25 protein-coding genes and 3 pseudogenes are annotated in these 26,411 nt (G+C 36.8%); 16 read left to right on the plus strand and 12 right to left on the minus strand.

What is annotated here, in order from left to right; genetic code table 11:
• Nucleotides 1–60: 60 nt before the first annotated feature.
• Both OTG27_RS16825 and OTG27_RS16830 read right to left on the minus strand, forming a co-directional pair.
• The gene (locus OTG27_RS16825) at nucleotides 61–645 is read right to left on the minus strand and encodes a DUF3238 domain-containing protein (RefSeq protein ID WP_268937487.1); all 585 of its coding nucleotides are present in this window, start codon (nucleotides 643–645) and stop codon (nucleotides 61–63) included.
• A gap of 148 nt (nucleotides 646–793) precedes the next feature.
• Complete coding sequence (locus OTG27_RS16830; protein ID WP_268937488.1) at nucleotides 794–1,375, minus strand: DUF3238 domain-containing protein; 582 nt, start codon at nucleotides 1,373–1,375, stop codon at nucleotides 794–796.
• Nucleotides 1,376–1,505: 130 nt separating this feature from the next.
• On the opposite strand from OTG27_RS16830, the gene OTG27_RS16835 reads away from it, so the two are divergent.
• The 5 genes and pseudogenes from OTG27_RS16835 (at nucleotide 1,506) to OTG27_RS16855 (ending at nucleotide 7,043) form a co-directional block, all read left to right on the plus strand.
• The gene (locus tag OTG27_RS16835) at nucleotides 1,506–1,979 is read left to right on the plus strand and encodes a MarR family winged helix-turn-helix transcriptional regulator (protein WP_268937489.1); all 474 of its coding nucleotides are present in this window, start codon (nucleotides 1,506–1,508) and stop codon (nucleotides 1,977–1,979) included.
• Between the two features lie 328 nt (nucleotides 1,980–2,307).
• Nucleotides 2,308–2,720 (plus strand): annotated as a pseudogene (locus OTG27_RS16840) (NUDIX hydrolase).
• Between the two features lie 684 nt (nucleotides 2,721–3,404).
• On the plus strand, nucleotides 3,405–4,826 hold the full coding sequence (locus OTG27_RS16845; protein ID WP_374941265.1) for a spore germination protein: 1,422 nt from the start codon (nucleotides 3,405–3,407) through the stop codon (nucleotides 4,824–4,826).
• 10 nt (nucleotides 4,827–4,836) lie between these two features.
• Nucleotides 4,837–5,937 (plus strand): GerAB/ArcD/ProY family transporter, encoded by a 1,101-nt coding sequence (locus tag OTG27_RS16850; RefSeq protein ID WP_268937490.1) that lies wholly within the window; start codon nucleotides 4,837–4,839, stop codon nucleotides 5,935–5,937.
• Complete coding sequence (locus OTG27_RS16855) at nucleotides 5,934–7,043, plus strand: Ger(x)C family spore germination protein (RefSeq protein WP_268937491.1); 1,110 nt, start codon at nucleotides 5,934–5,936, stop codon at nucleotides 7,041–7,043. Before OTG27_RS16850 ends, OTG27_RS16855 begins: the two co-directional genes overlap by 4 nt.
• Before the next feature lie 547 nt (nucleotides 7,044–7,590).
• Here the strand turns inward: OTG27_RS16855 and OTG27_RS26520 are convergent.
• The 3 genes and pseudogenes from OTG27_RS26520 to OTG27_RS16865 form a co-directional block, all read right to left on the minus strand.
• Nucleotides 7,591–7,788: pseudogene (locus tag OTG27_RS26520) on the minus strand (tyrosine-type recombinase/integrase); the annotation flags it as partial.
• Nucleotides 7,789–8,209: 421 nt separating this feature from the next.
• A complete protein-coding gene (mscL, locus tag OTG27_RS16860) occupies nucleotides 8,210–8,608 on the minus strand; it encodes a large conductance mechanosensitive channel protein MscL (protein ID WP_268937492.1) in 399 nt (132 codons plus the stop codon).
• 398 nt (nucleotides 8,609–9,006) lie between these two features.
• Nucleotides 9,007–9,474, minus strand: coding sequence for a DUF2306 domain-containing protein (locus OTG27_RS16865; RefSeq protein WP_095679504.1), 468 nt, complete (start codon nucleotides 9,472–9,474; stop codon nucleotides 9,007–9,009).
• Between the two features lie 345 nt (nucleotides 9,475–9,819).
• Here OTG27_RS16865 and OTG27_RS16870 point away from each other — a divergent pair, with 345 nt between their 5' ends.
• Nucleotides 9,820–10,164 (plus strand): hypothetical protein, encoded by a 345-nt coding sequence (locus OTG27_RS16870; RefSeq protein ID WP_057276208.1) that lies wholly within the window; start codon nucleotides 9,820–9,822, stop codon nucleotides 10,162–10,164.
• A 93-nt stretch (nucleotides 10,165–10,257) separates the two neighbouring features.
• Here the strand turns inward: OTG27_RS16870 and OTG27_RS16875 are convergent, their stop codons facing one another.
• The 3 genes from OTG27_RS16875 to OTG27_RS16885 all read right to left on the minus strand — a co-directional run bounded on the left by OTG27_RS16875 (nucleotide 10,258) and on the right by OTG27_RS16885 (nucleotide 14,065).
• Nucleotides 10,258–11,094: a DUF2935 domain-containing protein gene (locus OTG27_RS16875; protein WP_106028409.1), complete on the minus strand. Its 837-nt coding sequence runs from the start codon at nucleotides 11,092–11,094 to the stop codon at nucleotides 10,258–10,260.
• 533 nt (nucleotides 11,095–11,627) lie between these two features.
• The gene (gene abc-f / locus OTG27_RS16880; RefSeq protein WP_268937493.1) at nucleotides 11,628–13,265 is read right to left on the minus strand and encodes a ribosomal protection-like ABC-F family protein; all 1,638 of its coding nucleotides are present in this window, start codon (nucleotides 13,263–13,265) and stop codon (nucleotides 11,628–11,630) included.
• A gap of 338 nt (nucleotides 13,266–13,603) precedes the next feature.
• Nucleotides 13,604–14,065, minus strand: a complete 462-nt coding sequence (locus OTG27_RS16885) for a general stress protein (RefSeq protein WP_268937494.1) — start codon at nucleotides 14,063–14,065, stop codon at nucleotides 13,604–13,606.
• 577 nt (nucleotides 14,066–14,642) lie between these two features.
• Here OTG27_RS16885 and OTG27_RS16890 point away from each other — a divergent pair.
• Nucleotides 14,643–15,413: a GH25 family lysozyme gene (locus tag OTG27_RS16890; RefSeq protein WP_268937495.1), complete on the plus strand. Its 771-nt coding sequence runs from the start codon at nucleotides 14,643–14,645 to the stop codon at nucleotides 15,411–15,413.
• A gap of 261 nt (nucleotides 15,414–15,674) precedes the next feature.
• Here OTG27_RS16890 and OTG27_RS16895 read toward each other — a convergent pair whose 3' ends face one another.
• Complete coding sequence (locus tag OTG27_RS16895) at nucleotides 15,675–15,854, minus strand: H-type small acid-soluble spore protein (protein ID WP_034313120.1); 180 nt, start codon at nucleotides 15,852–15,854, stop codon at nucleotides 15,675–15,677.
• A gap of 465 nt (nucleotides 15,855–16,319) precedes the next feature.
• On the opposite strand from OTG27_RS16895, the gene OTG27_RS16900 reads away from it, so the two are divergent.
• A complete protein-coding gene (locus OTG27_RS16900) occupies nucleotides 16,320–17,057 on the plus strand; it encodes a TerC family protein (RefSeq protein WP_268937496.1) in 738 nt (245 codons plus the stop codon).
• A gap of 78 nt (nucleotides 17,058–17,135) precedes the next feature.
• Here the strand turns inward: OTG27_RS16900 and OTG27_RS16905 are convergent, their stop codons facing one another.
• On the minus strand, nucleotides 17,136–18,272 hold the full coding sequence (locus tag OTG27_RS16905; RefSeq protein ID WP_268937497.1) for a LuxR C-terminal-related transcriptional regulator: 1,137 nt from the start codon (nucleotides 18,270–18,272) through the stop codon (nucleotides 17,136–17,138).
• A 272-nt stretch (nucleotides 18,273–18,544) separates the two neighbouring features.
• Here OTG27_RS16905 and OTG27_RS16910 point away from each other — a divergent pair, with 272 nt between their 5' ends.
• The 6 genes and pseudogenes from OTG27_RS16910 to OTG27_RS16935 all read left to right on the plus strand — a co-directional run bounded on the left by OTG27_RS16910 (nucleotide 18,545) and on the right by OTG27_RS16935 (nucleotide 23,664).
• Nucleotides 18,545–19,297 (plus strand): SDR family NAD(P)-dependent oxidoreductase, encoded by a 753-nt coding sequence (locus OTG27_RS16910; RefSeq protein WP_156325042.1) that lies wholly within the window; start codon nucleotides 18,545–18,547, stop codon nucleotides 19,295–19,297.
• A gap of 51 nt (nucleotides 19,298–19,348) precedes the next feature.
• Nucleotides 19,349–20,092: an SDR family NAD(P)-dependent oxidoreductase gene (locus tag OTG27_RS16915; protein ID WP_268937498.1), complete on the plus strand. Its 744-nt coding sequence runs from the start codon at nucleotides 19,349–19,351 to the stop codon at nucleotides 20,090–20,092.
• A 731-nt stretch (nucleotides 20,093–20,823) separates the two neighbouring features.
• A complete protein-coding gene (locus OTG27_RS16920; RefSeq protein ID WP_268937499.1) occupies nucleotides 20,824–22,023 on the plus strand; it encodes a C40 family peptidase in 1,200 nt (399 codons plus the stop codon).
• 527 nt (nucleotides 22,024–22,550) lie between these two features.
• Complete coding sequence (locus tag OTG27_RS16925) at nucleotides 22,551–22,604, plus strand: hypothetical protein (RefSeq protein ID WP_268937592.1); 54 nt, start codon at nucleotides 22,551–22,553, stop codon at nucleotides 22,602–22,604.
• A 32-nt stretch (nucleotides 22,605–22,636) separates the two neighbouring features.
• Nucleotides 22,637–22,711 (plus strand): annotated as a pseudogene (locus OTG27_RS16930) (hypothetical protein); the annotation flags it as partial.
• A 530-nt stretch (nucleotides 22,712–23,241) separates the two neighbouring features.
• Nucleotides 23,242–23,664 carry a hypothetical protein gene (locus OTG27_RS16935; RefSeq protein ID WP_034313108.1) on the plus strand — a complete coding sequence of 141 codons (423 nt, stop codon included), beginning with the start codon at nucleotides 23,242–23,244 and terminating at the stop codon, nucleotides 23,662–23,664.
• Between the two features lie 653 nt (nucleotides 23,665–24,317).
• Here the strand turns inward: OTG27_RS16935 and OTG27_RS16940 are convergent.
• The gene (locus OTG27_RS16940) at nucleotides 24,318–24,788 is read right to left on the minus strand and encodes a DinB family protein (protein ID WP_268937500.1); all 471 of its coding nucleotides are present in this window, start codon (nucleotides 24,786–24,788) and stop codon (nucleotides 24,318–24,320) included.
• A gap of 453 nt (nucleotides 24,789–25,241) precedes the next feature.
• Here OTG27_RS16940 and OTG27_RS16945 point away from each other — a divergent pair, with 453 nt between their 5' ends.
• Complete coding sequence (locus OTG27_RS16945) at nucleotides 25,242–25,364, plus strand: hypothetical protein (RefSeq protein ID WP_268937501.1); 123 nt, start codon at nucleotides 25,242–25,244, stop codon at nucleotides 25,362–25,364.
• On the opposite strand, the gene OTG27_RS16950 is transcribed toward OTG27_RS16945, so the two are convergent.
• On the minus strand, nucleotides 25,341–25,583 hold the full coding sequence (locus OTG27_RS16950; RefSeq protein WP_268937502.1) for a hypothetical protein: 243 nt from the start codon (nucleotides 25,581–25,583) through the stop codon (nucleotides 25,341–25,343). The two genes, OTG27_RS16945 and OTG27_RS16950, sit on opposite strands and share 24 nt — an antisense overlap.
• A 395-nt stretch (nucleotides 25,584–25,978) precedes the next feature.
• On the opposite strand from OTG27_RS16950, the gene gloA2 reads away from it, so the two are divergent.
• Nucleotides 25,979–26,365 carry an SMU1112c/YaeR family gloxylase I-like metalloprotein gene (gene gloA2 / locus OTG27_RS16955; RefSeq protein WP_063576747.1) on the plus strand — a complete coding sequence of 129 codons (387 nt, stop codon included), beginning with the start codon at nucleotides 25,979–25,981 and terminating at the stop codon, nucleotides 26,363–26,365.
• The last annotated feature ends 46 nt before the right edge of the window (nucleotides 26,366–26,411 follow it).

Consider the following 26,411-nt stretch of genomic DNA (forward strand, 5'->3'; position numbering starts at 1 on the left):
CCTATAAGTCACTCTTTTGTTGTTATATATTTATTCACTAAAAAGGGAATCATATTGTCTTTACAATATCTTTTTAAAATAATACTCCATTTCTCCGCCTAGAGCTTCAGGTGTATCACCAGTTTCTCTGAAGTCATGAGTATGAAGTTGCTTAAATGGACCAAAATTTACTTGCTTATAAAATTCAAAACAAGGGAATCCATCATGTGCACCTTGCATATCGACAATACCATCCTTTTTGACATGTACAGTTAATAGATAGTCAACCGGAGGTGCATATACATTTAATGGGTTGCTAGCACTTGCACTCATCTGAAATTTGACGTCATATGACCCCCGAACAACATCAGTGCACAAAATGCCTTCCGTATTAGCTTTTCCAGTTCTTTTATTAACGGAACCATCAGGAGTTGTGATTCTTTCTGTTGTTATGCCCGTATTCGCATATGTGAAAATTTCTTTTTTGTAAAAATCTACAACTACTTCTTGTTCCACTCTAGAACGCATAGCGTTTACCGCATAAGGTGTAAATTCACGTGCATCACCTTCAAATTGAATAATGTTTCCTGTTTGAGTATCCTTCTTAGGTTCAGTCCAAGACATTGGAATAAATACACTTGCTCTAACTTTAACGATATTTGTCATGAGGCACACCTCTGTAATTCTTGATTTATTTTGGGTAATAATAATATTGACCCATTGAGCAAAACAGATCACAAGTTTCCTTCGTTTGATCAATTGCTTTTCATTTAATATTTGTTGCTGCTTGTAATCGTCTACTTAATATTTATATCTAGATTGTCGTTTTAAAACTGTATTCCATTTCCCCAGCTAGTGCTGCCGGAGTGTCACCAGTTTTTCTGAAATCGTGTGTATATATTAATTCAAATGGACCGAAATTTGTTTGTTTATAAAATTCATAGCAGGGGAACCCATCATGTGCACCTTCAATCTGTGCAGCACCACTCTTGTTAACATGTATAGTTAATAAATAATCAGCCGCAGGTGCTGCTGCATTTAAAGGATTTCTTGCACTTGCCCTCATTTCAAAAGAAACTTCATCAGTGCCCCAGGCAACATTAATATATCCAATGTTTTCTGTACTTGTTTTTCCTTTTTTATAATCAATAGAACCATCTGGATTTGTAACTTTTACAGTTACGATACAAGCATTTGTATATGTGAAAATTTCTTTTTTATAAAAATCAATGATCACTTCTTGCTCTAATCTTGACCGCATAGTGTTTACAGCGTTTGGTGAAAATTCACGTGCATCACCAGTGTATTCGAATATCTTTTCTGTTGCAGTATCTTTAATAGGTTCCAACCAAGCATATGGTGCAAATACACTTCCTCTAATTTTAACGATAGCCATGAGAACCCTCCATAATGTATTAATTTTTTTATAATCGAATTATAGTCAATTTGATTGACTACATTGCGTATAGTACAATGGATTTAAAATAAAGTCAATCTAATTGACTTTATTTAAGGAGGCTTTATGTATGAATCATGAAATATTTAGTGAGTTGGACCTTACAACACTTTTATCATTATCCTTTAGTACATCAATTACTGAATTACATGACAGATTGAGTGAATTGGGATTTGGAGATATTAGACCTGCACATGGTTTTATGTTTAAATGTATCACTCCCAATGGTGCAACAGGTATAGAACTTGCCGAATATTTAGGAATTACAAAGCAAGCTGTGAGTAAAATGGTGGATTATCTTGAGAAAAGTGGCTATGTAATGCGCAAAGCTCATCTCACTGATAAGAGAGGGAAAATTATTGTTTTGACTGAACGAGGTTGGTTAGTTGTGAAAGCAAAAGAGAAGATACTAACTGAAATTGAGCAACGTTGGATTGAAAAGATAGGTGCTGAACGCCTGCAAATGCTCAAAGAAGATTTAACAAAATTAGTTTATGAAGAAAATGAAGATAAACTATCATCGAGGCTAAAACCTGTCTGGTAATTATAGAGTTTATAAAGGGAACTTATAATCGTGCTTAAATTCGTATTAACAGTACACATTCCTGTAATGATTTTAATTAGCAGCAAGGTTTGTGGAGAATTTTACGGGAGCGGTAGTCAAGAGAAACAAGCTAACATTTGTGTTTCTATTTTCGTTGTTCCATTAAAGGGCGCAATTCTTGAAGAAGGTTCGCTTTTCTTATAGAACTAGCAGGTGCTTTACTTCAATAACAGGGGTTGTTGCGGGCGCCTTTTTCTAATGGAACTAAAGTGGCAGGATGGTGGAAGAAGGGGTCAAATTTAATTTTATATTTAAGAGGAGTTAAGCAATGAGGGCACCATATCAAGTTTTGATATTTCCTTATATAATCAATTATGGATGTTGGCAGGGATTAGCTGGTGATGGAGAAGATGATGAGACTCCTAACGAATCAGCAAAACGAGAAGCATTTGTAGAGGCTGGCATTGTAGGTGATTATCCATATTTTAAATTAGATTCTATGTCTTCACTACCAGTAGAGAGGATGTGGTTGGGAAATTCCTTTGGGGAGAAGACGTTTATGTAATAAAAGAATTTTCTTTTGGTGTTAAAGTTCCTAGAAAAGATATTTCATTATCAAAAGAACACCTCAATTACAAATGGTTATCTTTTGAAGAGGCAGTAACGCTTTTGAAATGGGATAGCAATAAAACTGCATTTTGGGAATTAAACAAAAGGCTATTAAAGCATTTAAATGAATAAATATTAAATATCTTATTACTCCAAGTGAAAGTTTGTGAAATAAAATACTTCAGCTAACGGGTGCGTTCGTATTATAAGGTTAGCCAGTTTTTACTGGTTGACCTTTTTTTAATAGAATCTATTATATCAGTAGCCAGGGTAGGACGTACGGGTGCGTGGGACTTGATCCCGTGACCTAAACCGTCCGCCCCCTACTTGTAGAAACATGTTTGAGGCTGGTTGGGACGCAGATCTCGTATAACAAGCGAAGCTATGACATACATGGAGGACTAGGGGGACTGGCTTTTATAATAGGCGATACGGCCGCGATGGCAGCCGCACCTTAAAAAATAGAGAAAAGCCAAAAAATAACTTAAAAGAAAGCCTACTTCCTTACATAACAAGGATCCTAGGATTTCTTTATTCTTGTAGGTGTTTAGTTTACAATTTTGAAGTTAAACTCCATTTTGTTCCAAACTGGCGTATGTTTTACTTGCTTCCGTCATAGTCTAATTTTTTTACAGCATAGAGTATATTTCTTCTTATGCGAGAAATGATAAATCTGAGAGAAAGGGGGCGTTTCATATTTTTTTCTCCGGTTTATTTAAAAGGAAACGTTATTCTAAATACAAGCAAACAAACCAAAATGTTTATTCAGAAAAACTTAGTTCGATAGATCATTATCCGCTGTATCCTGATTTATCGATGAATATACAAGTACTTCAGCAGATGTTTCACCATGCTCCGGATCTGGTGATTCGCCACTTCGAATTAGCCGGAAAGGGAACAAAGGCAGCTTTAGTATACGTAGATGGTTTAACAGATAAAAATTCAATAAGCAATAATGTTCTAAGTGCAGTGATGCAATCCTCTTTCGACCCAAAGAAGGGATTGCCTACAACTGTAGGGGATGTTGAAGACGTCCATTCATGGAAATTCGTTGAAGATGCACTTTTTGCAGGTGACAGCGCCTTATTCATCCAAGGGGAAACTAAAGCGTTTCTATTGGATACAAAAGGATGGCCTCAAAGAGCGATTGAAGATCCGAAGTTAGAAACATCACTGAAAGGTGCCCACCAGGGATTTGTAGAGACCGGAAGTCAGAATGTAGCAATGTTGCGAAGGTATATTCCTAACCGAGAATTGATCATAAAGGAACTTACAGTTGGTGTTCGCGGAAAGTCAAAGGTCTTTATAGTTTATTTGGGAGATGTTGCTAGTGAAGAAGTACTGCAGGAACTTGAAGACAGAATCAAACAAATTCAAGTGGACGTGATAATTAATACTGGTGAACTATCTGAACTCATTGAAGATAACCCATATTCCCCGTTTCCTCAGTTTATATTAACAGAGAGGCCGGACGCAGCAGCTTCACAAATTCTTCAAGGTCGATTTGTCGTTATCGTCGATCGTTCGCCATCTGTTTTAATTGCTCCGGTAACATTAGTATCTTTTCTTCAGAGTGTTGATGATTACAGCACACGTTGGTTAGCTGCATCATTGATACGGTTGCTGCGCTTTTTCGCTTTTATGATCACATTATTTCTACCTTCAACATATGTAGCCATTATATCCTATAATTACGAAGTCATTCCTTTAAAGCTTTTTTTATCCATAGCCGAATCACGGGTGGTTGTGCCCTTTCCGCCAATCATAGAAGCACTCCTGATGGAGGTTACCATTGAAATGATGAGAGAAGCAGGCGTTCGTCTTCCGGCTCCAATAGGCCAAACGGTTGGAATTGTGGGAGGAATTGTGATCGGACAGGCAGCTGTTCAGGCAGGTATAGTAAGCAATATTATGGTGATTATCGTTTCTGCAACGGCAATCGGCTCTTTTATCATTCCAAGTTATGACATGGGGACGGCTATCCGAATGCTGCGATTTCCCATGATGTTATTAGCAGTCATGTTTGGAACTACCGGAATCATGATTGGTGCCATGACGTTGATGGCCCATTTAATTAGTCTTGAATCGCTGGGGACTCAGTATGCAAGCCCATTAGCTCCTTTCCGGTTTGCTGATATGAAGGACTCATTTATTCGTTTTCCTTTATGGAAAATGATTACACGACCAAAAAGTGTAAGGACCATTCAATCCAATCGTCAGGGAAAGCCTAAAAGATAAGGTGAGGAAAATGAAAAAATACACTCATAATGAAATCACCATCCTGCAATATATTTTTTTAATTGTTGGGACCCAAATGGGGGTCGGTTTTTTGTCGCTTCCTAGAGTTGTTGCCGAAAAGGGTGGAACAGACGGCTGGATGGGCATCATCATTGGTTGGATATTAAGCGTTGCTGCCAGTATTATTATGGTGAAAACGGCTGAGAAGTACCCAAATGACACGCTTTACGATCTTCTTATCCGATTTTTTGGAAAAACACTGGGTAAAGTGGCTATTTTTATTATTCTTGGATACACTTTAAGCTTTTCTTTGATTATATTTATTAACACTTTTCTTTATATAAAGGCATGGTTTCTTCCCAATACACCTGATTACTTAATTGTATTGTTATTTTCAATCCCGGTATTATTTATAGTCAGGAATGGTCTCCGTGTTATTGGAAGATATAATGAATTGATTTTCTATATGACGATGTGGCTCCCGGTAGTTCTTTTGTTTCCATTAAAAGATGGAAGTTTCTTGAATTTGCTTCCATTGTTTAAAGTTGGTTGGAAGTCAATTTCAGATACCCTGCCGCCGGTCATTTATTCGTTCCTAGGGTTTGAGCTTGTCTTTTTCTTTTATCCTTTCTTAAAGAAAAAGCAATATGCCATTCATGGAATTATTATTGCCAACACCTTATCGATGTTCTTTTATCTCTTTGTAACCATTAGCTGTTTTGTGTTCTTTAGTCCCGATAGCATTACCGATTTTAATCAGCCTGTCCTAAGTATGCTCAAAGTGATTGAATTCCCGTTTATTGAGCGTCTTGACGTGGTTATATTGAATATTTTGATTCTTTTTTCCTCAAGAGCCTGGATCTTGTACATGTACTGTACGGTCTTTAGTTTCAGTCAATTAATGAATAAGCAGGATCATAGTTTATATGTGCCCGTTTTGTTAGGTTTACTCGTCGTGGGCACATTTTTTGTTCAACCAACATGGATGCAAGTTACAATCTGGCAAAAATGGGCTTCGAATGGCGGGATTGCGGTAGCATATGTGTTTCCCGTTTTTTTATGGATTTACAGTTGGGGATATGAGAGATTTTCAGGGAGGAGATTTTCATGAGCCGAAAAATAGGATTGTGTCTTTTAATCCTTGTAATGATACTCTCTGGGTGTATGGATGCTACACCAATAGAGGAAGTTAGCGTCTCACTTATTTTAGGCCTCGATTTAGATGAAGAGGATAATTTATTAGTGTATATGTCAAGCCCGATATTTAGTAAAGAGGCAAAAGATAAGGAAGAAGTGTATGAAGTTAAATCATACACCCTCCGACATTCAAGAGAAAAATTTGATGCGAGGGTAATAGGATTAACATCAGGAAGTAAAACGCAAGTGTTTTTGGTGGGAAAACGACTGCTTAAAAAGAAGGATTGGTTTGACTATCTCGATCCTTTCTTTAGGGACCCTAAAAATACAGTAACCGCGCGTGTTGTCGCTGTAGATGGAACTGTTGCAGATGTTATTTTCAATAAACCAGCAGATAAACCGCGACTATCTCTATATTTAACAAGTTTAATTGATGCTGCCGCCAAGAGGAATATTGTGAAAGAAACGACCCTCCAGGATTTTCACAGACAAATGAAGGACAAAGGGAGAACGGCGTGGATCACCCAAATCAAAAAGGAAAAAAGAATCGAGCTAACAGGCTCCGCACTGCTAGCTCAGTCCGGCCAGTATAAAATAACAATATCACCTGAAGAAAATCAATTATTAAATGTTTTAGAAGGTAAACAAAAAGGTGATTATTCCATAACTATTCCGGTTTCTATGGAATCCGCCAGTAAGGGCAAACCGTACATCAGCTTCTCCATTTCAGATTTGAAAGTAAAGAAGAAAGTAAAGTTCAATGGACGCTTTGTATTTGATATAAATGTAGATTTACAAATCTCGCTATCCGAACAACTCTTTCCATTCGATGTCCGAAAAGATTATGCAAAGCTTGAAAAAAGCATTGCAAATGAGCTTGAGAATGAAACCAATCAATTAATTCAAAAAATACAAAAGTCTCAAATTGATCCATTAGGGCTTGGTCTGTATGCAAGAGCCTACTCTTATCAAGAGTGGAAAAAAGTACAAGAAGACTGGGGGAACACTCTGGCAAAATCAAAAATAAACATACATGTAAAAACAATAATTAAGGGCATGGGTTCAACGAATTATCAATAGGACAAAAGCTTTCATAATGGGGGTGCTGAGAACCGATCCCGGTTTCTACCCTTTTAGGGATTAAATTTGCAAGCTTTTTTTTGACAAAGGCCATGCTTGATTTAGAATGAGGTAGCAAAGACTGTAATAAGCCATTAAGTTTTGCAAGTCAAACGTTATTGATTGCACCTAAAGGGCAAAGAGGCTTACAAACGATTTCTTGTTTCGGAAGCTACAAAAACTTGCTTAATGAAGAAGATTATTTATATATAAAAAGATCAAAGAAGCTTAGGCTCTTCGATTTTTATTAATGTTTAAATACTTCATCGTAATACCAGACCAGACCCTTTAATTTGTCCTCGGCTTTTCCTCGTGTAATTTTAAAAAGATTATTGGTGATGAATTTTTAGAAAGTGTTTATATGATAAGATTTTTTAGCCCTGTTTTCTTCGATTATGATGTAATCATCGCCTAGAACCCTTGGTATGACTGGGTTTTGGAGTAAGATGAGAGTGGATTGCTAACATTTTGCTAACTTTCAGTTTCTGAAAAAACTTACTTTCACTATTTAGAAAAGACCTTCCATAAGTTCACTGAACTTATGGAAGGTCTTTTCTTCAATATTTTTTGTCATATGAGCGTAGATGTTAATTGTTGTATTTACGTCTGAATGTCCTAATCTCTCTTATATCTATTTTATCCCTGCACCAGCTTCAATGAGAGGAGATGTGTGGGTATGTCTAAAACTGTGTGGAGTGATGTGTTTTTTCAATCTTATATGCTTTAAGTGTCATTAAACCATTGGATTACTATTATCCTCCAAAAGAACTTTTAGAACAAATGATTGAAGATCAAGAAAAAGGTACAGTACAATCGGTTAAGTATACCCTTGCCTTACGGGATAAATATTGCCGGTAAATAATATGTAGAAGCAGGGGGGTTGTAAAAATTATTACTGCAGTACTTGCTATTGGGTTGATAGAGAGTCTCTTTTGATTGCCAACATTACTGTCACTTTGCTTTACGAATTCCGACACACGGTTATTTAATAAGTGTCGCCTGTCTTGTTATAGTAACGGATACGTAGTTCATTATGACATTAAAAAGCCCCTCTCAATTAAGAGAGGAGCTTTTTCTTATTCTGATTTTTGACTACTTCTGCACTTTTTCACTGATTCTTTATATACTTACGATGTTTCATCCTGCCGTGCGTTTTTTTGTAAAAGATCACGGATTTCCTTTAAGTATTGCTCGGATGCCGGTACCGCTTCCAATACCTCTTCCTCGGTCGCTTGTTTTTTTCTAATAAGAGAATTCGCTACCTTCATAAACATGAAAATCGCAAATGTAATGATCAAGAAATCAATCACAGCTTGGATAAATTGACCGTATTGAACATCTGCTTTTCCAACTGTGATAGATAATGAAGAAAAATTGACCCCACCTAATAAAATTCCTATTAGCGGTGTGATAATATTATCTACTAATGATGAAACGATCTTCCCAAAAGCAGCACCCATTACTACAGCTATCGCAAGATCGAGAACGTTTCCTTTGGTAATAAACTCCCTGAATTCCTTTATCATCGTAACTACACCTTTCTTTTGTCAATTGATAAAAGCATATCAGAAACATGGTGAAAATTAAATAGTGTAAGAGGCATCCTTAATACCAAAGATAGGACCATCCACATTTGAATCCGTTAATATAATGCCAATCACGACATTCCGATCAAAGGAGATAAAACGTTGGAAGGAAAGCGGGAACGACTATGGCGTCATTTTTCATTGTCACGCAAGGCCGTTTTCACCAACTTGAGGAAGGGGGTGAATATAAATGTATTCGTTTGGAGATAATTATATTATTGTACTACCCCCTAAGTGGTACTCCTCCATTGTTAAAAGCCCTTCTCTTAATAGAGAAGGGTTTTTTGTTTTGGGATTTGTTAAATGGTTTTTGTTAATAGGAGGTATTTGGACAGAACTTAGATCGAATTGGATTTTTTATACTTCTTTCCAACCAACAAAATCAGAGGGGAACCTATAATGCTTGGAAGAAACCAAAAAATTAATGGGTTCCATTCATTCAAGATAGTTATATTGGATACATTTACTACAAGAATTGCTGTACAAATAGCGATATAGGAACCGAGCATCCCGCTAATATGAGAGGCAATCCAGTTTTTCCATTTCTTCTTACCAGCTACATAGCCTATAAATGCGAAAGAATATGAAAATATTCCAATGAAAAATAAATATGCGCTGCTTTCCCAATTCAATATTGCCATAGTCAGGGATGTGACAAAGACTACAACATATGCACTGTGATAAATTTCACCACAAATTGTATGCATACCTCTTTTTTTCTTTGAAGACATAGCACCTATTCCACTAATAAGACATATTGCTCCAGCGCAAATGTGAATGAACAGAATGGTCTTAAAGATAAGCAACCTTCCCTTCGTTAAATAATCTTTATCAAAATGTAACAGATTAAATATTTATTTTATTATAATACAAATATTTACCAAAAATATGAATGTTAATTTTCAAAGAAAAAATCAATTCGGTTAGGGCGGATGAGTTTCCATACAATGAAGCATCCTTTGCAAAACGGTCAGGCGCTGTATTTGTTGCGGAAAATCGTCAGTGAATCTGGTTTTTATGTGTTAATTTCTATATTTGGAATAAAGGGTCAGTGCGGTACACAAAAGGGAATTGTGTATCTTCCTTTTTAGGGAAAAAGGAGGATTTTACGTTTCATTTGGAGAATGTTTTGACAAATGGGGGTGGAATGATTGCGACAGCATATTGAACAGGATTTATCTAAAGAGGATATTTTTAGGATGATTGTTAAGCACCTTGATGTATTTCCGTTGACTAGTATAGAGGCTATCAGAGAAGTGATCAGAAGTTCTTTAAATCAAAGAGGCTTGATAGGGGGGATAACCAAACAAACAGGAGCCGCTGCATATAACCGAAAAATATCAGACCAGGATATCCAATTAATAAATGAGTGTATTTGTGACCTTTTAAATAGCCGCGTTATCCAACCTGGTATTAATGAAGTCAATCAGGATTTACCATGGATTTCTGTTTCTGATAAAGAGAAACTTGAAACATTGGTGAACTCCCAATCTTAACTTTTTACATATCAAAGCCCTTCTCTATATCAAGAAGGGCCAATTTTATTTGAATATATTAATCCATAATAGCAATAATATAAAAACCTCTAATTAATTGTATGTTTCACCTGTAAGGTGGGATTCAAACATATCGATAATTTCAAGGAATCGTTCGGCCTCACGGAAAACGTGATCAGCCAAAAGTGGATGGATAATGCTCTTGATTTTGCATTCTTCGATTAAATCCCTGGCCGTTTTCTTAAAGTCTCGAAGTGATACGACGGAAACACGGTTCTGATCTAGAAATTGATCCAAAAGAGGGGCGGTTTGTGATTGCGGTTTCATGGACTCTAAGTCAACAGCTTGAAAGACTAATTGATCAAAATCATTACTGAAGTTTCGCGCCATATCCACCAGCTTTCTTTCTGATGGATCAAGGAGATGTCCGATGAATTTTGCATGATCCGCCATGATTCTTAAAAAGAAAACATTTTCTTTGATGATCGCATCTGCAAGAGGTTTCAATTTACCCTCATTTAATTCTTTTAATCGTTTTCTAAAATAATTGGCTTCCCTGCTTGTATGGTCAACTAATAGCGGGAAGTTGTTCGCACCAGGCAATTTACACGTGAGTATTAATCCCAATACTTTTCTTTTAAATAAAAATATGCCTGTAGCAGCTTGCTGCACCTCCGTGTTAAATCTCCTGATCTGTTCGGGATCAGCTTGATTTGTTAATGAATGGGATTGCTGTTCTATCCGTTCAAACAAATGATAAAATTGATTAGCTTCCTCAATTAACTGTGTATCTTCACATCTGAAACCCAGTCTTAGAAATAACGAGTGTTCCTTCATTATTCTTGACCAAAAACGAATCTCATCTAAAGAGCGTGCAACAAACATTCCAGAGTTATTCCTCATATTGGCTTCCTGTGTGTTCTCACTCATAACTAATGCCCCCTTTTAACAAATCCATCATTAAAAGCATATTAAGGAGGGGGTATTATTATTCTGTTAAAATTGCAAATCGTATCATTACCGATATCCTTTTAACACCTCAAACCAATGAGTTTTTTTGTTTTCTCTTGTAGGAAAAATACCGTGATTCATCCATGTTCTTGAAGAAAAGTAAGCGAGTATAAAGGAAGGGAAATGGATTTCGAACTGAGGGGTGTACAAAAATCCTGGACGATTTGAGTCTTATCTAAAGGCAGTTTTCACATACTTTGTTGCTATTTACCAGGTAGTGAGTTGTAGTTGATTTCCTCTCCAGATGCTCGCTTTCCGCGGGGCAGGCGGTAAGCCTCTGTGGGGTCTCACCTGTCCCGCTGCTCCCGCAGGACGCTCCAATCAACCTTAAATAGTTTCGTTTAAAAACAACAATCTTTACGAAAAGAGCCTATCTAAAAAACCCTTAGACTTAAATCATTCTAAGGGTTTCTACATTTAATTTATCCGTTTCAATAAGTTACAGTTGATAGTCATTTGTCAGCAAGTTCATTTATTTTTTTCGTAAGCTCATTAAATTTTTGGTCGAGTTCTGTGTACGCTTTATCGTTTGGAGTCATAAAGCTAAGCTTGCCTAAAACTTCTTGTCTTTCTGTTTCAAGCGTTAATCGCAGTTCTTCCAGATCATCTCTTTTTAAGGGTGATTCATACAATTGCTTTTGTATGCGATTATTTGAAATGACGAGTTTGCTGCTTGTCGTTTTTTCGAGAAAATATCGATCATGCGAAACGACGAGTAGTGTTCCGGTGTACTGTGCCAAGGTATCCTCAAGTTGTTCCCGTGAAGCTAAGTCCAGGTGATTTGTCGGTTCATCCAAAATGAGCACATCTTTTTCCTCTAATATATATTCCATTAACTTACATTTAACTCGCTCACCCATACTCATATTCTTAATGGGTTCTGTCCAATGAGATACCGTGAAGCCTAAATGCTTCATTAAAGTTTGAACGTGCCCTCTAGACTCGAAAGTTTCTTTATGAAATAGCTGGGCGGGTGTTAGTTCAAGTGGTAAATCAAACACTTCCTGCGTCAAATAGCCTGTTTTTGCAGATGGTGAAATCCATACATCGCCCGCATAAGTTTCATGTCCAAGGATTATTTTTAATAAGGTCGTCTTTCCGCTGCCATTGGGACCTATTATGGAAACCTTCTCACCATGTTGAATCGTGAAATTGACGTTTTTAAATAGTGTTCGACCGTTAAAAGACTTAGTTAAATTCTTAACTTCCAAAAAACGTTTTCCCATCTTGTTTTTTGCATGAATTGAAAAGCGTACAGTGTATTCTGGTTCAACAGGTTCAGTTTTTGCTTTTTCAAGCTCTTTTTCAAGACGCTTTTGTTTAGACTTTACCTGTGCATCCATGCGCTTTGCTTTTACGCGATAGTATTCCTTAATTCCTTCCTTTTTGGTCGATTGGGAATGGGCTTTTTTTGACCAAGAGTTGATTTCTTTCATTTGTCCCTCAATCCGTTCAACCATTTTTTGCTGTTTTTCATATTCACGTTGTTGTGTAAGTCTTTTCTGTTTGCGAACCTCCATATAACTGGAATAATTCCCTCTGTGCTCAATTAGCTTTTTATCTTCAATCGACCAAATTTTCGTTGCTACAGCATCCAAAAAATAACGATCGTGCGAAACAAAAATGATGGTACCTCCATAATTTTTAATTTGTCCTTTGAGGAATTCTAAACTTTCCTCATCAAGGTGGTTCGTCGGTTCATCTAATAGTAAAAGGTCAGCATCTTTAGAAAGTCCTTTTGCTAACCGGGCTTTCAGTTTTTCTCCCCCGCTTAATTGTCGGAAGTCATGGCTTGGTACATGCATTTTATCAAGTAATTTAACCTCTGAAGGCGTCTTATCTTCTGAAGAATGGGACTCGACTTCTTGTTCAACCATAAAAACTTTCAAGTCTTGCTGCAGCCATTGGATTTGTCCATGTGCAGGCTCTAAATCATTGTTAATTAATTGCAGCAACGTAGATTTACCGGCACCATTTTTGCCAATGATACCGAGGATTTCCCCTTGTTGAACACTAGCATTAACATTTTCAAAAATGTTATGGTCCAATACTTCAAAGCTGATATTGGTTAATTTTAATAGTTCTTTCATATAATTATCCCTCTCCTTAAAGGGAGAATAAAAAAAATCCTCCCAGTTCATATGGAAGGATTAGCCGTACCTGTGCATTATCAAATAAGAGCTATTTTCATGATAGCTCTACAATTTATAGAAAATGGGCAGACTAATCCTATTTCGTATGATTTGAAATATATGATTTCAAATTTTAAAAATAAGATTAGTTAATCATCGGCCACCCATCATCCCTTCTGATATTAATAAAATCAGTATAACATAAAATAATCTTTGAAAACAAAAGGAAGCTTTTCATTTATTGAAACAAATTATCTAGCCTTAATTACTGCTTTCTGAATGAATATTAGTGCCGGTTATCTTCTATAAGTAGTGGGGCCTTTTTTTATATCATTATCAACTAGTATTAAAACTTTTCCGGCCTTTATATCCGTTTCATAACTTTCTGCTTCTTTTTCTGAAATGCCTAATCCAATGAGAGTACCAGCCAATCCTCCAGTTCCTGCACCAACAGCCACTCCTGCCAGTGCTGAAACGATAGGTCCAGCAGCGAGCAGCGGTCCTATTCCTGGAATGGCCAATGCACCCGCGCCGGCAAGAAGGCCAGCCGTCCCGCCAATAACTCCACCTGTTGCAGCTCCAGTTGCTAATCCTTCTTCAGCCTTCGTACCCGTTTTTCTCTCGACCACTGTTGTTTCCTTTCGATCTTTGGCAACAACAGAAATTTCATCACGTTTATACCCTTGTATCAAAAGTTCTTCAACAATTTTTACCGCATCTTCACCGTTTTCATATATTCCAACCACTTGTTTACTCATTAAAGTCATCCTCCTTTAACTTCCATCTATTGTTCACCTCATAATATGAGTCATAAAAGGTTTATATTCGTTACGTTAAAATAACAATGTTAATAAGGATATTAGGCTTGGTGTCTCGATAGATTCAACACTTTTTTTTCGAATAAAAGGTTCAAAAGATGCAGTTAATATTTCTCCTGGGAGGGTATGGAGAGAGACATCATTTTTAAAAGTTAAATTGCTCTATCCTGAAGAGGTTTAGGGTTATTTAATCTACATAATCGATGCTTGAGCTTTAAAGTAAGCAGGCTATGTTAGATATAGGGAGCGGGGTATTGATATTGGAGAAAGAAAAATAAAATAAACAACACCCTGATACAAGTCGGATCAAAGATTTTTATAAAGAAGGAAAAAATATTAATGTTTTACTTGTATTATAACGGAAATAATATCCACAATTATAGTGTGGGCAATAGAACGGTATGTCTGCTAATTAGGTGTTTATAAAAACTGATACATAATGATAAAACATAGAAAAAAAGGAATATAATCATGTCCAATGGGTGAATCTTTTTTGAGAAAGGAGGAGGTCATTAATATGGAATATATAAAGGGAATCGATGTTTCACATTGGCAAGGTACTATAAATTGGGGGGAAGTTGCAAAGGCAGGTGTGAAGTTCGTTTTCATTAAAGCAACAGAGGGAACGAGTTATTCTAAGCTATCCTATTTCAAAGAAAATGCACCACTAGCATTGGCAGCGGGATTGAAAGTCGGGGCCTATCATTATGCAAAGTTTGCAACTGTTGCAGAAGCAAAGGCTGAGGCTGCTTATTTTTTAGATTCAATCAGCTCGTTTGCTTTAAATTACCCTGTTGTTCTTGATCTTGAGGAAAATAAAAAAAAGGCAAATAAAAAAACGCTGACAGATGCCGCAATCACTTTTTTAGCAGCCATTGAAAAAGCTGGATACACGGCTATGTTGTATACTGGTAAATACTTTCTCGAAAATGATTTAGATGAATCAAGGTTGAAGAATTACGCTTTTTGGATTGCCAGGTACAACAGGACGTTGGGACGCAGCACGGACATTTGGCAGCATTCTGATTCAGGTAAAGTAAGTGGGATCAGCACAAAGGTGGATTTGAATATAGCCTATAGGGATTTTACAAATACCACAAATACTTTTAGGACTGACGAACCACGTGCATTTAAAACTGAAACAATCTCAACTTATACTGTAACAAAAGGCGACACACTTAGCTTCATTGCCAAAAAACATAAAACAACTGTAAAATCGCTTGTCAGTCTAAACGGAATTAAAGACCCAGACAAAATTTATATCGGTCAAAAATTAAGGTTGAAATGAGATAAGGAACTTTTTAATACGAGGGGTATGGGTTCTTTCAAAAGGTCAAAACAAGTAAGGGGAGCGGGTGTGTGAGACTCCTGCGGGAAAAGCAAGTCCAGGGGGAGACCCCACAGGCGCAAAGGCGCCGAGGAGGCTTCCCGGAACGCCCGCGGAAAGCGAATGCCTGGAGAGTAGATCAACGTACAATTTGTAAAAATCCTTAATTTACTGTAGACAAACTGGCTCTTCTTATTAAAGAGGAGCTTATTTTAATGGATATTATATTTCTTTAAGTTCGTCTATTGCTACGTCTGATCTTTCCTCTAATGGGCCTCTTAGATGTACTGTAGCTGTTCTTCCATCTTCATTTAAATTATCAATCCAAACTGAAGTGCCATTATATCTAACCTCAATGTCAGATGAAGACGAAAGAATCTGCTTTACACGCTTAGCATCCATATAAATCCCTCCCTGTTAATTAGTCTTCCTATTATTTGGGAAGATCCTTGATTTTATTCATTTGATTAATGTTGCAACTAAATCATATAAGGAACAATGATGTTTACCTTTCCATGTTATCCTCCGTAGCTCTCTTTTTAATTAAGCTTGTATGAAAAATGGAAGTTATATCAAATGAAAGTGGCTATGTTTTTGTTACGAATATCTCCGTACAATTGCAGACGCCAGGAACATCATAAAAATATATTACATAGATATAAACCCTAACTTTTCCCAATTGGAATGAAGTCTAAGCATAAAAGAATATTATAGAGCTGACGGATGCTTTGCTTTAAATAGGGAGTAAGCTAATTGGACGGAAGGATTGAATAAGGAAGAAGAGAAGATGGGACAATATTGGAGGAGAAAGTGTTGTTGGGTTTGAAGTCATATACGCATTCTTTTACATGCTTTTAGGGGGGTATCATGGAACTATCGTTATTATTGGAATATGGCTGGGTGTTAATTATTCTAATTTTTTTAGAAGGTTTATTATCTGCTGATAATGCATTGGTTTTAGCCATAATGTCAAAGCATTTACCAAAAGAACAGCAAAAAAAAGCGATTAATATTGGATTGCTTTTGGCTTTTATATTTAGGATTGGTGCAATCTTCATCATTTCGTACCTTTTCCATGTTTGGCAAGTTCAAGCCATTGGGGCTGCATATCTGATTTTCATCTCATTAAAGCATTTATTAAAAAGGGATCACGGAGAAAAAGATAAAAAAGGGAAAAGCTACCGGATGACCGTTGCGCAAATTGCATTGGCTGATATTGCTTTTGCTATTGATTCCATTTTAGCTGCAGTCGCTCTAGTCATTGCCTTGCCAGATACGCCAATGGGGGATATAGGAGGAATGGATGGGGCAAAATTTATTGTTATTTTATTAGGGGCCATTGCAGGTTTAATCGTCATCCGGTTTGCGGCAGGATACTTCGTTAAGGTACTGACGGAGCGGCCTAGCCTCGAAACGGCAGCCATGTTAATCGTTGGTTGGGTAGGGGTTAAGTTATTGATGCATACCCTTGCACATCCAGCCGTGCACATTATCTCTCACGATTTTGTTGAAGGACCGGTTTGGAATATAATCTTTTGGTCAGTCATGCTTCTTATCGCTATAGGCGGATGGTTTTTATCTGGAAAAACAGAGAAAAAAAAGTGAAGATTGAAAATATTAAAAAAGATCGAAAAAAATTTTTCGGTCTTTTTTCGGTTCTTTATAGATTCGGTAATAATTTTACTACAATAGGCCTGACCGAAAACCATAAACCACTGCCTGTGTACGGTTCTTGGCTTTAAACTTGGTCATTAAACTGCTTACATAATCTCTAACGGTGTGCTCGCTTAGTTGCAGGAATTCGGCGATTTTTTTATTGTTATAACCCTCAGCCAGCAAATTTAAAATCATGGCTTCCCGTTCGGTCAATTGTATGTCGGTACCAATTGATACCTCATCATCCTTTCTTGATAAATATAAACCGAGCCGTTTTCCGACTTGTTCAAGTAAAGTCATTTCATCCATTGAATAATCGAATTCCTCTCCTAATTGATCAAAGGTCAGCCAGCCGAACACTTGCTGGTCATGAATAATCGGTACAAAAATGACAGATGAAAGATTAAATAGCTGTATATGTTCCTCTTTAATGTAAATATGGGGATTCTTTATAAATACCGGCTTTTTTGAATTGAATACCATGGATTGCTTGGAACTGACGTGTCCCCTCATACTCTGAACTTTTGGCAGCTCGGATCCAATGGTGCCGTGAAATTGATTGGACCAAGGAATATAAGCATAAAAAACACATCTTTTATAGTTAAAGAACTCCTCACATTTTTTTAGGATAAAAGCAAAATCCTTAAATCCTGCTGAGATAATTAAAAGTTCATCCAGTTGGTCCAGTAGCTGCAGTCTTTTAAGTTCTGTATGCTCTTGTTTGGTTTTGTGGTGTTGCTCCGGTTCGTCGCCTGTCCACTTGTTATAGCTATGGATGAGATGAGAGAAAATGGATAATAAGAACATAAGGATGGAAAGGGTTTGGGCATGTTTCAGGTTTACCAATGTGGTAACGATGGACTTTTCAAAGATCAATCGGAACATGCTGAAATGATTATCATTTAAAAGGGGTAAATGTGATTGTAGCCAAGTATCCATGTGCTCTTCGTATGTGTCTTTTACGTCCTCGATATTTGGAGCGGATAAAAATAGTAAAAATGATTCCAGTAATGTTTGTATCATCTTACGTTCAGGTTCTAATATGAAGGGTTCTAGATTCAAATGAATATTGATATTTTCTTCAATCCGTTTGTTATGACTTTTAATGAATAATATGAATTGCTGAAATGTTATTTCTTCATATGCATGAAAGGGATGAGCCATGTGAATTCATTCTCCTAAAAACAAAATACCCTATAAAAAGGGGGAACTAACCCTATTATTATACAGCACTTTATAGGATAGTAATTCAAATTGTAAGGAGTAAAATAAATGTATGAACACAGAATGAAGCTATTTGATGGCCATTTTATTTCAACATTGTCATCAGCTTTTTGTTTGTATAGGAATGGTCGTTAAGGGAGAACCTCTAGGGATGGTGATTTCTGGTGCTCAAGGGATCTGTAGGAAATAAGAAAAGGAGATCTGGTAATATGATGAGACTTGAAAACAAAGTGGCAATCATTACAGGCGGGGGTACAGGAATAGGGAAAGAAACAGCTTTGTTATTTGCTAGGGAGGGAGCAAAAATCGTCATCACTGACATCAACCAGGAATCCGGTGATCAAGCTGTGAAAGACATTCAGGCAATCGGCGGTGAGGCCCTGTTCATCCGTCATGATGTCAGCAATGAAGAAGATTGGAAAAGGGTTGCAAAGGAAACGATCGAAACTTTTGATAAGGTGGATGTTCTGTTCAACAATGCGGGTATTTATATCATTAAACCGGTTGCGGAGATTGAACTGGAGGAATGGAATCGCCTCATGTCGATAAACGTGACAGGTGTATTCTTGGGAATGAAACACATTATGCCACTGATGGCGAAACAAAATAAAGGTTCGGTCATAAACGCTTCCTCCATTGCAGGCTTGATTGGCGCCCCTGGTCATGTACTATACGGTGCAAGCAAGGGAGCGGTCCGGACAATGACTAAAGATGCTGCCATCGAGTATGCTTCAAAAGGGGTACGTGTAAACTCGATTCACCCAGGATATATCGATACCGGGATGGCGGACTATGCTTCTGAACAAACGGGCAGTTCAAAAGATGAATTGGGTAAAGAATTCCCGTTGGGACATCTGGGCAGTGTCAATAATGTGGCGAATACAGTGCTTTTCATTGCCTCGGACGAATCTTCCTATACGACGGGTACTGAATTTGTGATAGACGGCGGAGCGACTGCTCGCTAAAACCTGACTTTCTAGCGGATAGTAGTAACTAAAACAAAGGAGTGTTTAGATATGAGATTAGAAAATAAAGTGGCAATCGTAACAGGGGGAGCAAGCGGGATTGGAGCAAGTACGGCTCAATTATTTGCAGAAGAAGGAGCAAAGGTGGTCATTGCCGATTTTGCTGATCATGGACAAGCGGTGTCAGAAGAGTTAAATGGAAAAGGGTATGATACTCTTTTTGTTAAAACTGACGTGACGAATGAAAATGACGTAAAGAATATGATCGAAGAGACGGTTAACAAATATGGAAAACTGGATATCATGTTCGCAAACGCAGGAATTGCCAGAGACGGAAACATCCATGAGTTAAGCTACGAGCAATGGCAAAAAACGATTGATATTAATTTATCCGGTGTCTTCCTATCCGATAAATATGCGATAGAGCAAATGCAAAAACAATCTACTGGCGGCTCCATTGTCAATACAGGCTCCATCCATAGCCATGCAGGGAAACCGGGGGTAACAGCCTATTCTGCTGCTAAAGGCGGTGTCAAACTATTGACACAAACATTAGGTGCGACTTATGCGAAAGATGGCATTCGTGTCAATGCAGTTTGCCCTGGATATATTGATACACCACTTATTGCTGAAGCACAAGGTGAAATAAGACAAGGTTTGATCGATTTACATCCAATCGGCCGTTTAGGCAGAGCGGAAGAAGTGGCTAAAGCCGTTCTCTTCCTTGCAAGTGACGATGCATCATTTGTTACTGGCACTAGCCTAATTGTCGACGGCGGTTATACGGCAGTATAAAACCGTGTAAGGGTTAATAGCTGGTTCTATCAATCAGGAAAATCGTTAGATGTGATAATTGCGTGTGAAATGGAGCTTCTTCCGTAAGATGAGTGATTTAGATTACTCAACTCTGCTGGAGGGCTCTTTTTTTGCATAGTATAAAAAAATACCGGGGAATGCTAAATACATTTTTCTTGGAAGAAGAAACGATACAAGCAGTTGCAGGGGAGAGGGAATTCAGTAATTTTTTATGTTTATGGAGGAAACTTTTCTACTTTTTTGAATGTGCAGTGATAAATAAGGCCAAACGGATAATTTGATTGCGATCTAGATTGGTCGCTTTATACCGCCCGCGAAAAACGAGTGCCCTATGTTCCAAGCGACGTTCAAGGTTTTATAAAAATTGAGACAAACTTGTTCTTCAGCGAGTTCGTCTACAGTCTGATCTCAGTTCTTTTTTACTTTGGAACTGAGCTTTTTGTATTTCGCGTCAGATCGTTTTTATTGTTGATCCTATAATTAGCTTAATAGCGTATTTCGTAAAAGACACTTTTGCGAAGGAGCAATTTCTTACAAAATGGCCTTATATTAATATCGCAAAAGTATAAACAAAAGAGAAGGTTAGTTCAATGATGAAAGTGGAAGTGAATCCAATTAATAGTATTTTTATGTTAAAGTTATACAGTTGATAATTTATTACATAATTTCAATAGGAAGGAACAAAATCTGTATGATAAAGGAAGGGTCAAATGGCGAAAAGAATATTAGGTAGTATGGTGTTTTTATTACTAGGCATGGTTAGTTTTACTTTTTTATCTGGCTTAAAAGTTGAAGCAGCAGATCCAGTGCATACTGTATCCTCTCAAGAAACGGTAGAATCGATTGCAGCGTTCTATGATATATCGACAGAGCAATTGATGGATATGAATGGTTTACCGGACGGTAAGTTATATATTGGCCAGAAGTTAACCATTCAGACTGCCTATACTCCTTCGAACTATCAGTGGTCAGAGAGAGGGAAACAAATTGGGAATTATGCGAAAACTTTTACAGGATTTAAAAAAACGGCTGGACAAGAGACACCTAACAAAGGGTTTGATTCTAGCGGATTGATTCATTGGGTACTCTCCCGGCAAAAGGTGCCTATCGACCGTTTGTCAGTTGAAGGCTATTATAAGCAAGGAATGGATACAAATACTCCTAAGGCTGGAGATATTATATTTTTTCTGGAAAAGGGGAGTTCAAAAGTCGTGACCGCAGGGATCTATCTGGGGGGAAATCAGTTCGTTAATTCTGGATACGGAGCGGAGACAGTTCAGGTGAGATCTACCATGGAAAAATATTTTGCACAATACCAAGCCGAGTATAAAACGTATACACCAAAAGGAGAGCATGTCGTTCAAAATAATGAAACACTTAAAAGTATCTCGGATAATTACGGTGTATCGGTGGATACAATCAAAAAGCGTAACGCGTTACCAACTGATAGCTTGATGCAGGGACAGTATCTTCAAATATACAGCAGTCCCTTGTATCCATTTTATGCAAATCAAGAGGCTTCCTATGATAAAGCTTATGATGTCATAAAGTATGCTTATACTCTACGTGGATTTACCTATGTTTTCGGAGAATATGATCCGATGATTGGAATGGATTGCAGCGGTTTTATCTATTGGGCCATGAAGGAGCAGGGCATTTCCCTTAAACGGGGTTCGGCAGCGGACTACTATTCCTTGCTGCCGAAACTCAGAGATCCAAAGGCAGGGGACTTAGTATTTTTTAGCGATACAGACTTAAGTCAAGAGATAACCCACGTCGGTATTTATCTAGGGGATGGTCGTTTTATTCATACAACAAGGAATACTGGTGTTCATATATCTGACCTTACTTCAAGTGATTTTAATAAGAAGTTCGAAAGTTTTGGGCAAGTTCAAATCAATATGGACTAATATAGACACGAGAGAGTTAGACTACGTGGATTTTCTAGTCATAATTAAGGTAGGCAGTGTAACAAGGTCACGAACAAACGATGTTACAACTACTATCTAGAGGGGTTTTTAATGGCTTAAAAAGGGCAAAAGTTTTGTGGAATATACAAATGAAAAGAAAATGAAAGCTGTTAAGTTTTATTGGATATTAATAGGTGTTTTAACTGCAATAAGAATCGAAATTGTGGGTTAGAAAAAAGTTGTACTGTTTATAAAAAAGAAAAACCGAAATGACCTGATTTCGGTTTTTCTTAATGGGCTAATTGGGCAGTTAGTTCATTAAGAAAACTTTATTTAAATGATTGTGGAAAAAATTTCAAGTTAGTTTTAAGAAAATGCTATTTTTAGAAGGGACGACTATGATATTGGAAACGAATATTTAAAGATTAATTGAAAGATTTAAAAGTGTAAAAAGCCTTGGAGATAAAGCGGTAAATCAATTTCTATAGGAAAATACATGAGCTCATAATATCGAGTCTGTTGCAGTAATAGTAAAGCATTTGAGTGGAAATATGATTTCACAAGGTGGAATGACTTTTTAACTTTAGACGGAGAAAAGGGATATAGAAATCGTGATGAAGTATTTATAGAAGATATATCTTCAAAATCCGAGCTAACTATTGTTTGGGAAAAGGATGGAAAATCCTAATTGATATATACTTCAGAAAAAAACTATTTTCTTAACGGATGCCAGAGAATTTTATCTTGGTATAATCCATATGGATATTTTTATTTACTTTCATAATTTCTGCCACCAGCTTTTCTTGGTGAGATGATCTTAGATCCTTTTACTATATTCATCGATTTCGGTTAACATAGCAGCTGTTTTTCTTACTCTTCGATTTGTTGAGCCTAATACTTCCCGCAATCGAATGGCTTTGATCCTCTTGTCCCTATATCCTTAAACAATGCTTGTCTCGTTCTTTCCCTTACGTTATGAATGCTTATACTTCCAATTTTTGTGCGATTGATTGAATATTTAAAAAACATTTGTTAGTTTCTGTAGTTTTATATTAGATTCTGTGGTTCCTGTGATAAATTAAAGGTGTTTTTTTGTAAGAGAAAATACGAAACAATATATGTGTTTTGGGGTTTTATGGTATGCAAACTTTAAAGAAACGGTAGAAAGAAACTTTATAATTCTTGCAAATGGAAACAAACTTAAGAGGAGAAACCAATATGAATCATCTACAAAAGCAAATACTTTCTTTCCTTGAGGAATGCAATAGAGAAAGATGTGTAAGTAAAATTGCTGAAAAGTACGATAAAAATCTTGAAGTGGTAAGGGCTGAGTTAGTGATACTTGCGAACAAGAAGCTCATAGCTATCAAAAAGAGTACAACTGGGAAGATAAGCAGAGCAACGATTAGTCCAAAAGGTAAACAGTGCTTCAGGGAAGCTACTGCAATTAAGGGTTCAGTCCAAGAGCAAATCAATGAGTTGAAACAAAAGTTGTCAGCTCTGGAAGCCTCCTTCATACGTGCAAAAGAGAATCCAACTGGGGAGAATAAACAGTCACTATTGGATAATGCGAATACGGTTCAATCAGTGGCTTATGGATTAAACTCATTCTTTAAAGTTGGATTGGATACCTTAAAGTAAACAATAACCTCAGAGGATAATCTGGGAACTCTTGTACATCTACATCATCAGGGACAAAACAGGCTAGCTCATGGGTTTATTGTCGAGGTGAGCTAGTTAATGAGATCCACCAAAAAAGGTCCGAGCCTGGTTGTGTTGTTATCATCCATTATTTATTGTCAACCCCTTAAGGGAGCGACAGTCTGTGATGCACCGAGGCCGTTGGAGTCAGACTAACGAATGGGCTCTATTGGCACCATAGTTCATCGCCTTACTTACCCAGCCATAAAATGAGTATGGACGATTTTCCACGATTTTCATTCTCTGTGGTGGAGCGCTGATTTTTGCGCTTAATGGATATGGCTGACATATTTGCAAGCTCTTGTCCTAATTCAGTACCAGTAAAGGTTGCTACAGATAGTTGAGTGTCTATTTTTTTGCTGTTGATTGTTTTTTGACATAGTAGAAAATCTCATTTAGATAAATTATGGCTAAGGGGCAGAATAGCTTAATAAAAATAAGTAGATTAAGTGTGTTCATAAGGAATAGTTTGTGGAGTAATGAAAATAGAGAGTGTTATGTAGAAAAAAATGATGTATAAAATATAATAAACAAAAGAAAAAACCAGTTTTATTAGACTGGCTTTTTCATCTTAATATAACACTTTGTTAAATTCAGTTTTTGAGACTTACATACTCAATCATCCGCTTCATTGCCTGAATTTGCCCCATATGAGTCGCTTCATGCATTAATGTTAAACCTGCAAGTTCTCCAACAGTCTTACATCCTAGGAATGGTGTATCCAAATCTTGATCTAGCTGTTCAGGAGGAATTTGCTTTAAACGAGTTAATTGATCTTTCAACTGTACAACCAGCTGATCCATAGCAGGTATATTCCCTGTCCAATCGGCTGGTTTTGTGCCATTCCCAAACAACTTTATATAATTCGTGGGAAGATGGGTTGTTACATTCGGGAAACCAAACATAGTTTGTTCTGTAATTGTCAAAACGTGACCAGTATGCCAATGAATTGTGTTATTAAAGCCATCTGGCTGCACATCGCTTAGTTCCTTAGAAATGGACTCTACATTCTTGATGAAGTATTCTCTCGTCATCTCAAATTGCTTAAATACAAGTTGATTCATCTTTTCTCCCCTCTCACTAACAAAATCATCCATATTATACCAGTAAAACCCGGAAAAGAATATGGTTTGAATTTCCTGAAATTAGCTTTATTTCAACCGGTTCTTATTCCGCAATAGGGAGCAATCTTTTATAAAGAATCGCTTTACTTATAGAACGATATTATTAGCATTCTTAGTTTTTTGGGCTCAACTGAAAATTCGATAAATACAAGTTAAATGCTAAACGATAATTGTTATACAATTGTAAAATTATACAGGTTCATTTGGCGGTATAATGGAAATTATTAGAAATGTATTCTGGTATATGAATATTTACATATAGAGAGCTATTCATTCTTCAAATTCTAGAATTAAAAAGGATCCAAACAATTTCTGAATAAAGATACCCTCAAAAAAATTAACTATTAAAGTATTGTTTGAGGGTAAAGTGATTAAAAGGGAGGGGAATTGTTTTTGACTATAATAGATATTGACCAATTGCTTCTTTCTACTGAAGAACTTGCCGAAGAGTCAATTCCATTTCATCTCGATGCATTTGATATTGATCAATTATTAGATAAAACGGATAACTGGTAAAGAAAAGCATACGAGAAGTGAACTGCACCCTAATGGAGGTTGCAGTGGGGTAGTCAATTTAAAGATGCAAATGGCTGGCTTCATCGCTCCTTTAACGATTGGTTTTGTCATAGACGCTTTCGATGGATCGTTTAATGGAGCTGTTTGGTTATTGGTTTCATTCGGAGTCGTTTGTTTTATCGCTTTCATGACCTTGAAATCGGGTAAGGAAAATTTCATGACTGAACATCCACAAACAATTCCTGCTGTAAAAATAGTTTGAAATCAATGCAGGAAAAAGTGGGTATGATTTATAAATGTTTGTTCGAAATCATATATATATAGTGCAAAAACTCTACCGGTTAGATCTTGAAAGCCTGATGTTACTGAATTTCAGCTAACAGGGCTTTTTATTTTTTTATACGCCATTAGCAATAATATTAATCAAACAGTATGGCCTTGGCATTTTCCATGATGAATATATAACTTTTCTAATGTCTGCAATTAATCTAAATGGTGGGACCTGTCAAAGGGAAATGGATATACCATATCGTGCAGTAGAGTCCGAGGGAAGCACATGTATAACTTTGGTAAAATCAGATTGAAAATAACCAATGTTTTTAGGGAGGAAGCAAATGAAAGTAAATAAAATACATCATGTAGCAATAATTTGTTCCGATTATGAAAAGTCAAAGAACTTCTATGTAAATATTTTAGGGTGTGATATCGAGAAGGAAACATATCGGTCAGAAAGGAAATCGTATAAATTGGACTTAATCGTCGGAGGGGAATATCAGCTGGAATTGTTCTCTTTTCCTGATCCCCCGCATCGTCCTAGTTATCCTGAAGCTAGGGGGCTTAGACATCTTGCTTTTGAAGTTGAAGATATTAATCAAGCGATTGAAGATTTAGAAAAAGAAAACATTCCAGTCGAACCAATCCGTGTTGATGAGTTAACAGGAAAAAGGTTCACTTTTTTTAGTGATCCGGATGATTTGCCTCTTGAAATATATGAAAAATAGGATGAGGTTACCTCTATTTCTTAAGTTGATTTCAAAGATGAATACG

The organism is Peribacillus sp. AS_2 (assembly GCF_026891895.1).
Classification (GTDB): domain Bacteria; phylum Bacillota; class Bacilli; order Bacillales; family DSM-1321; genus Peribacillus; species Peribacillus frigoritolerans.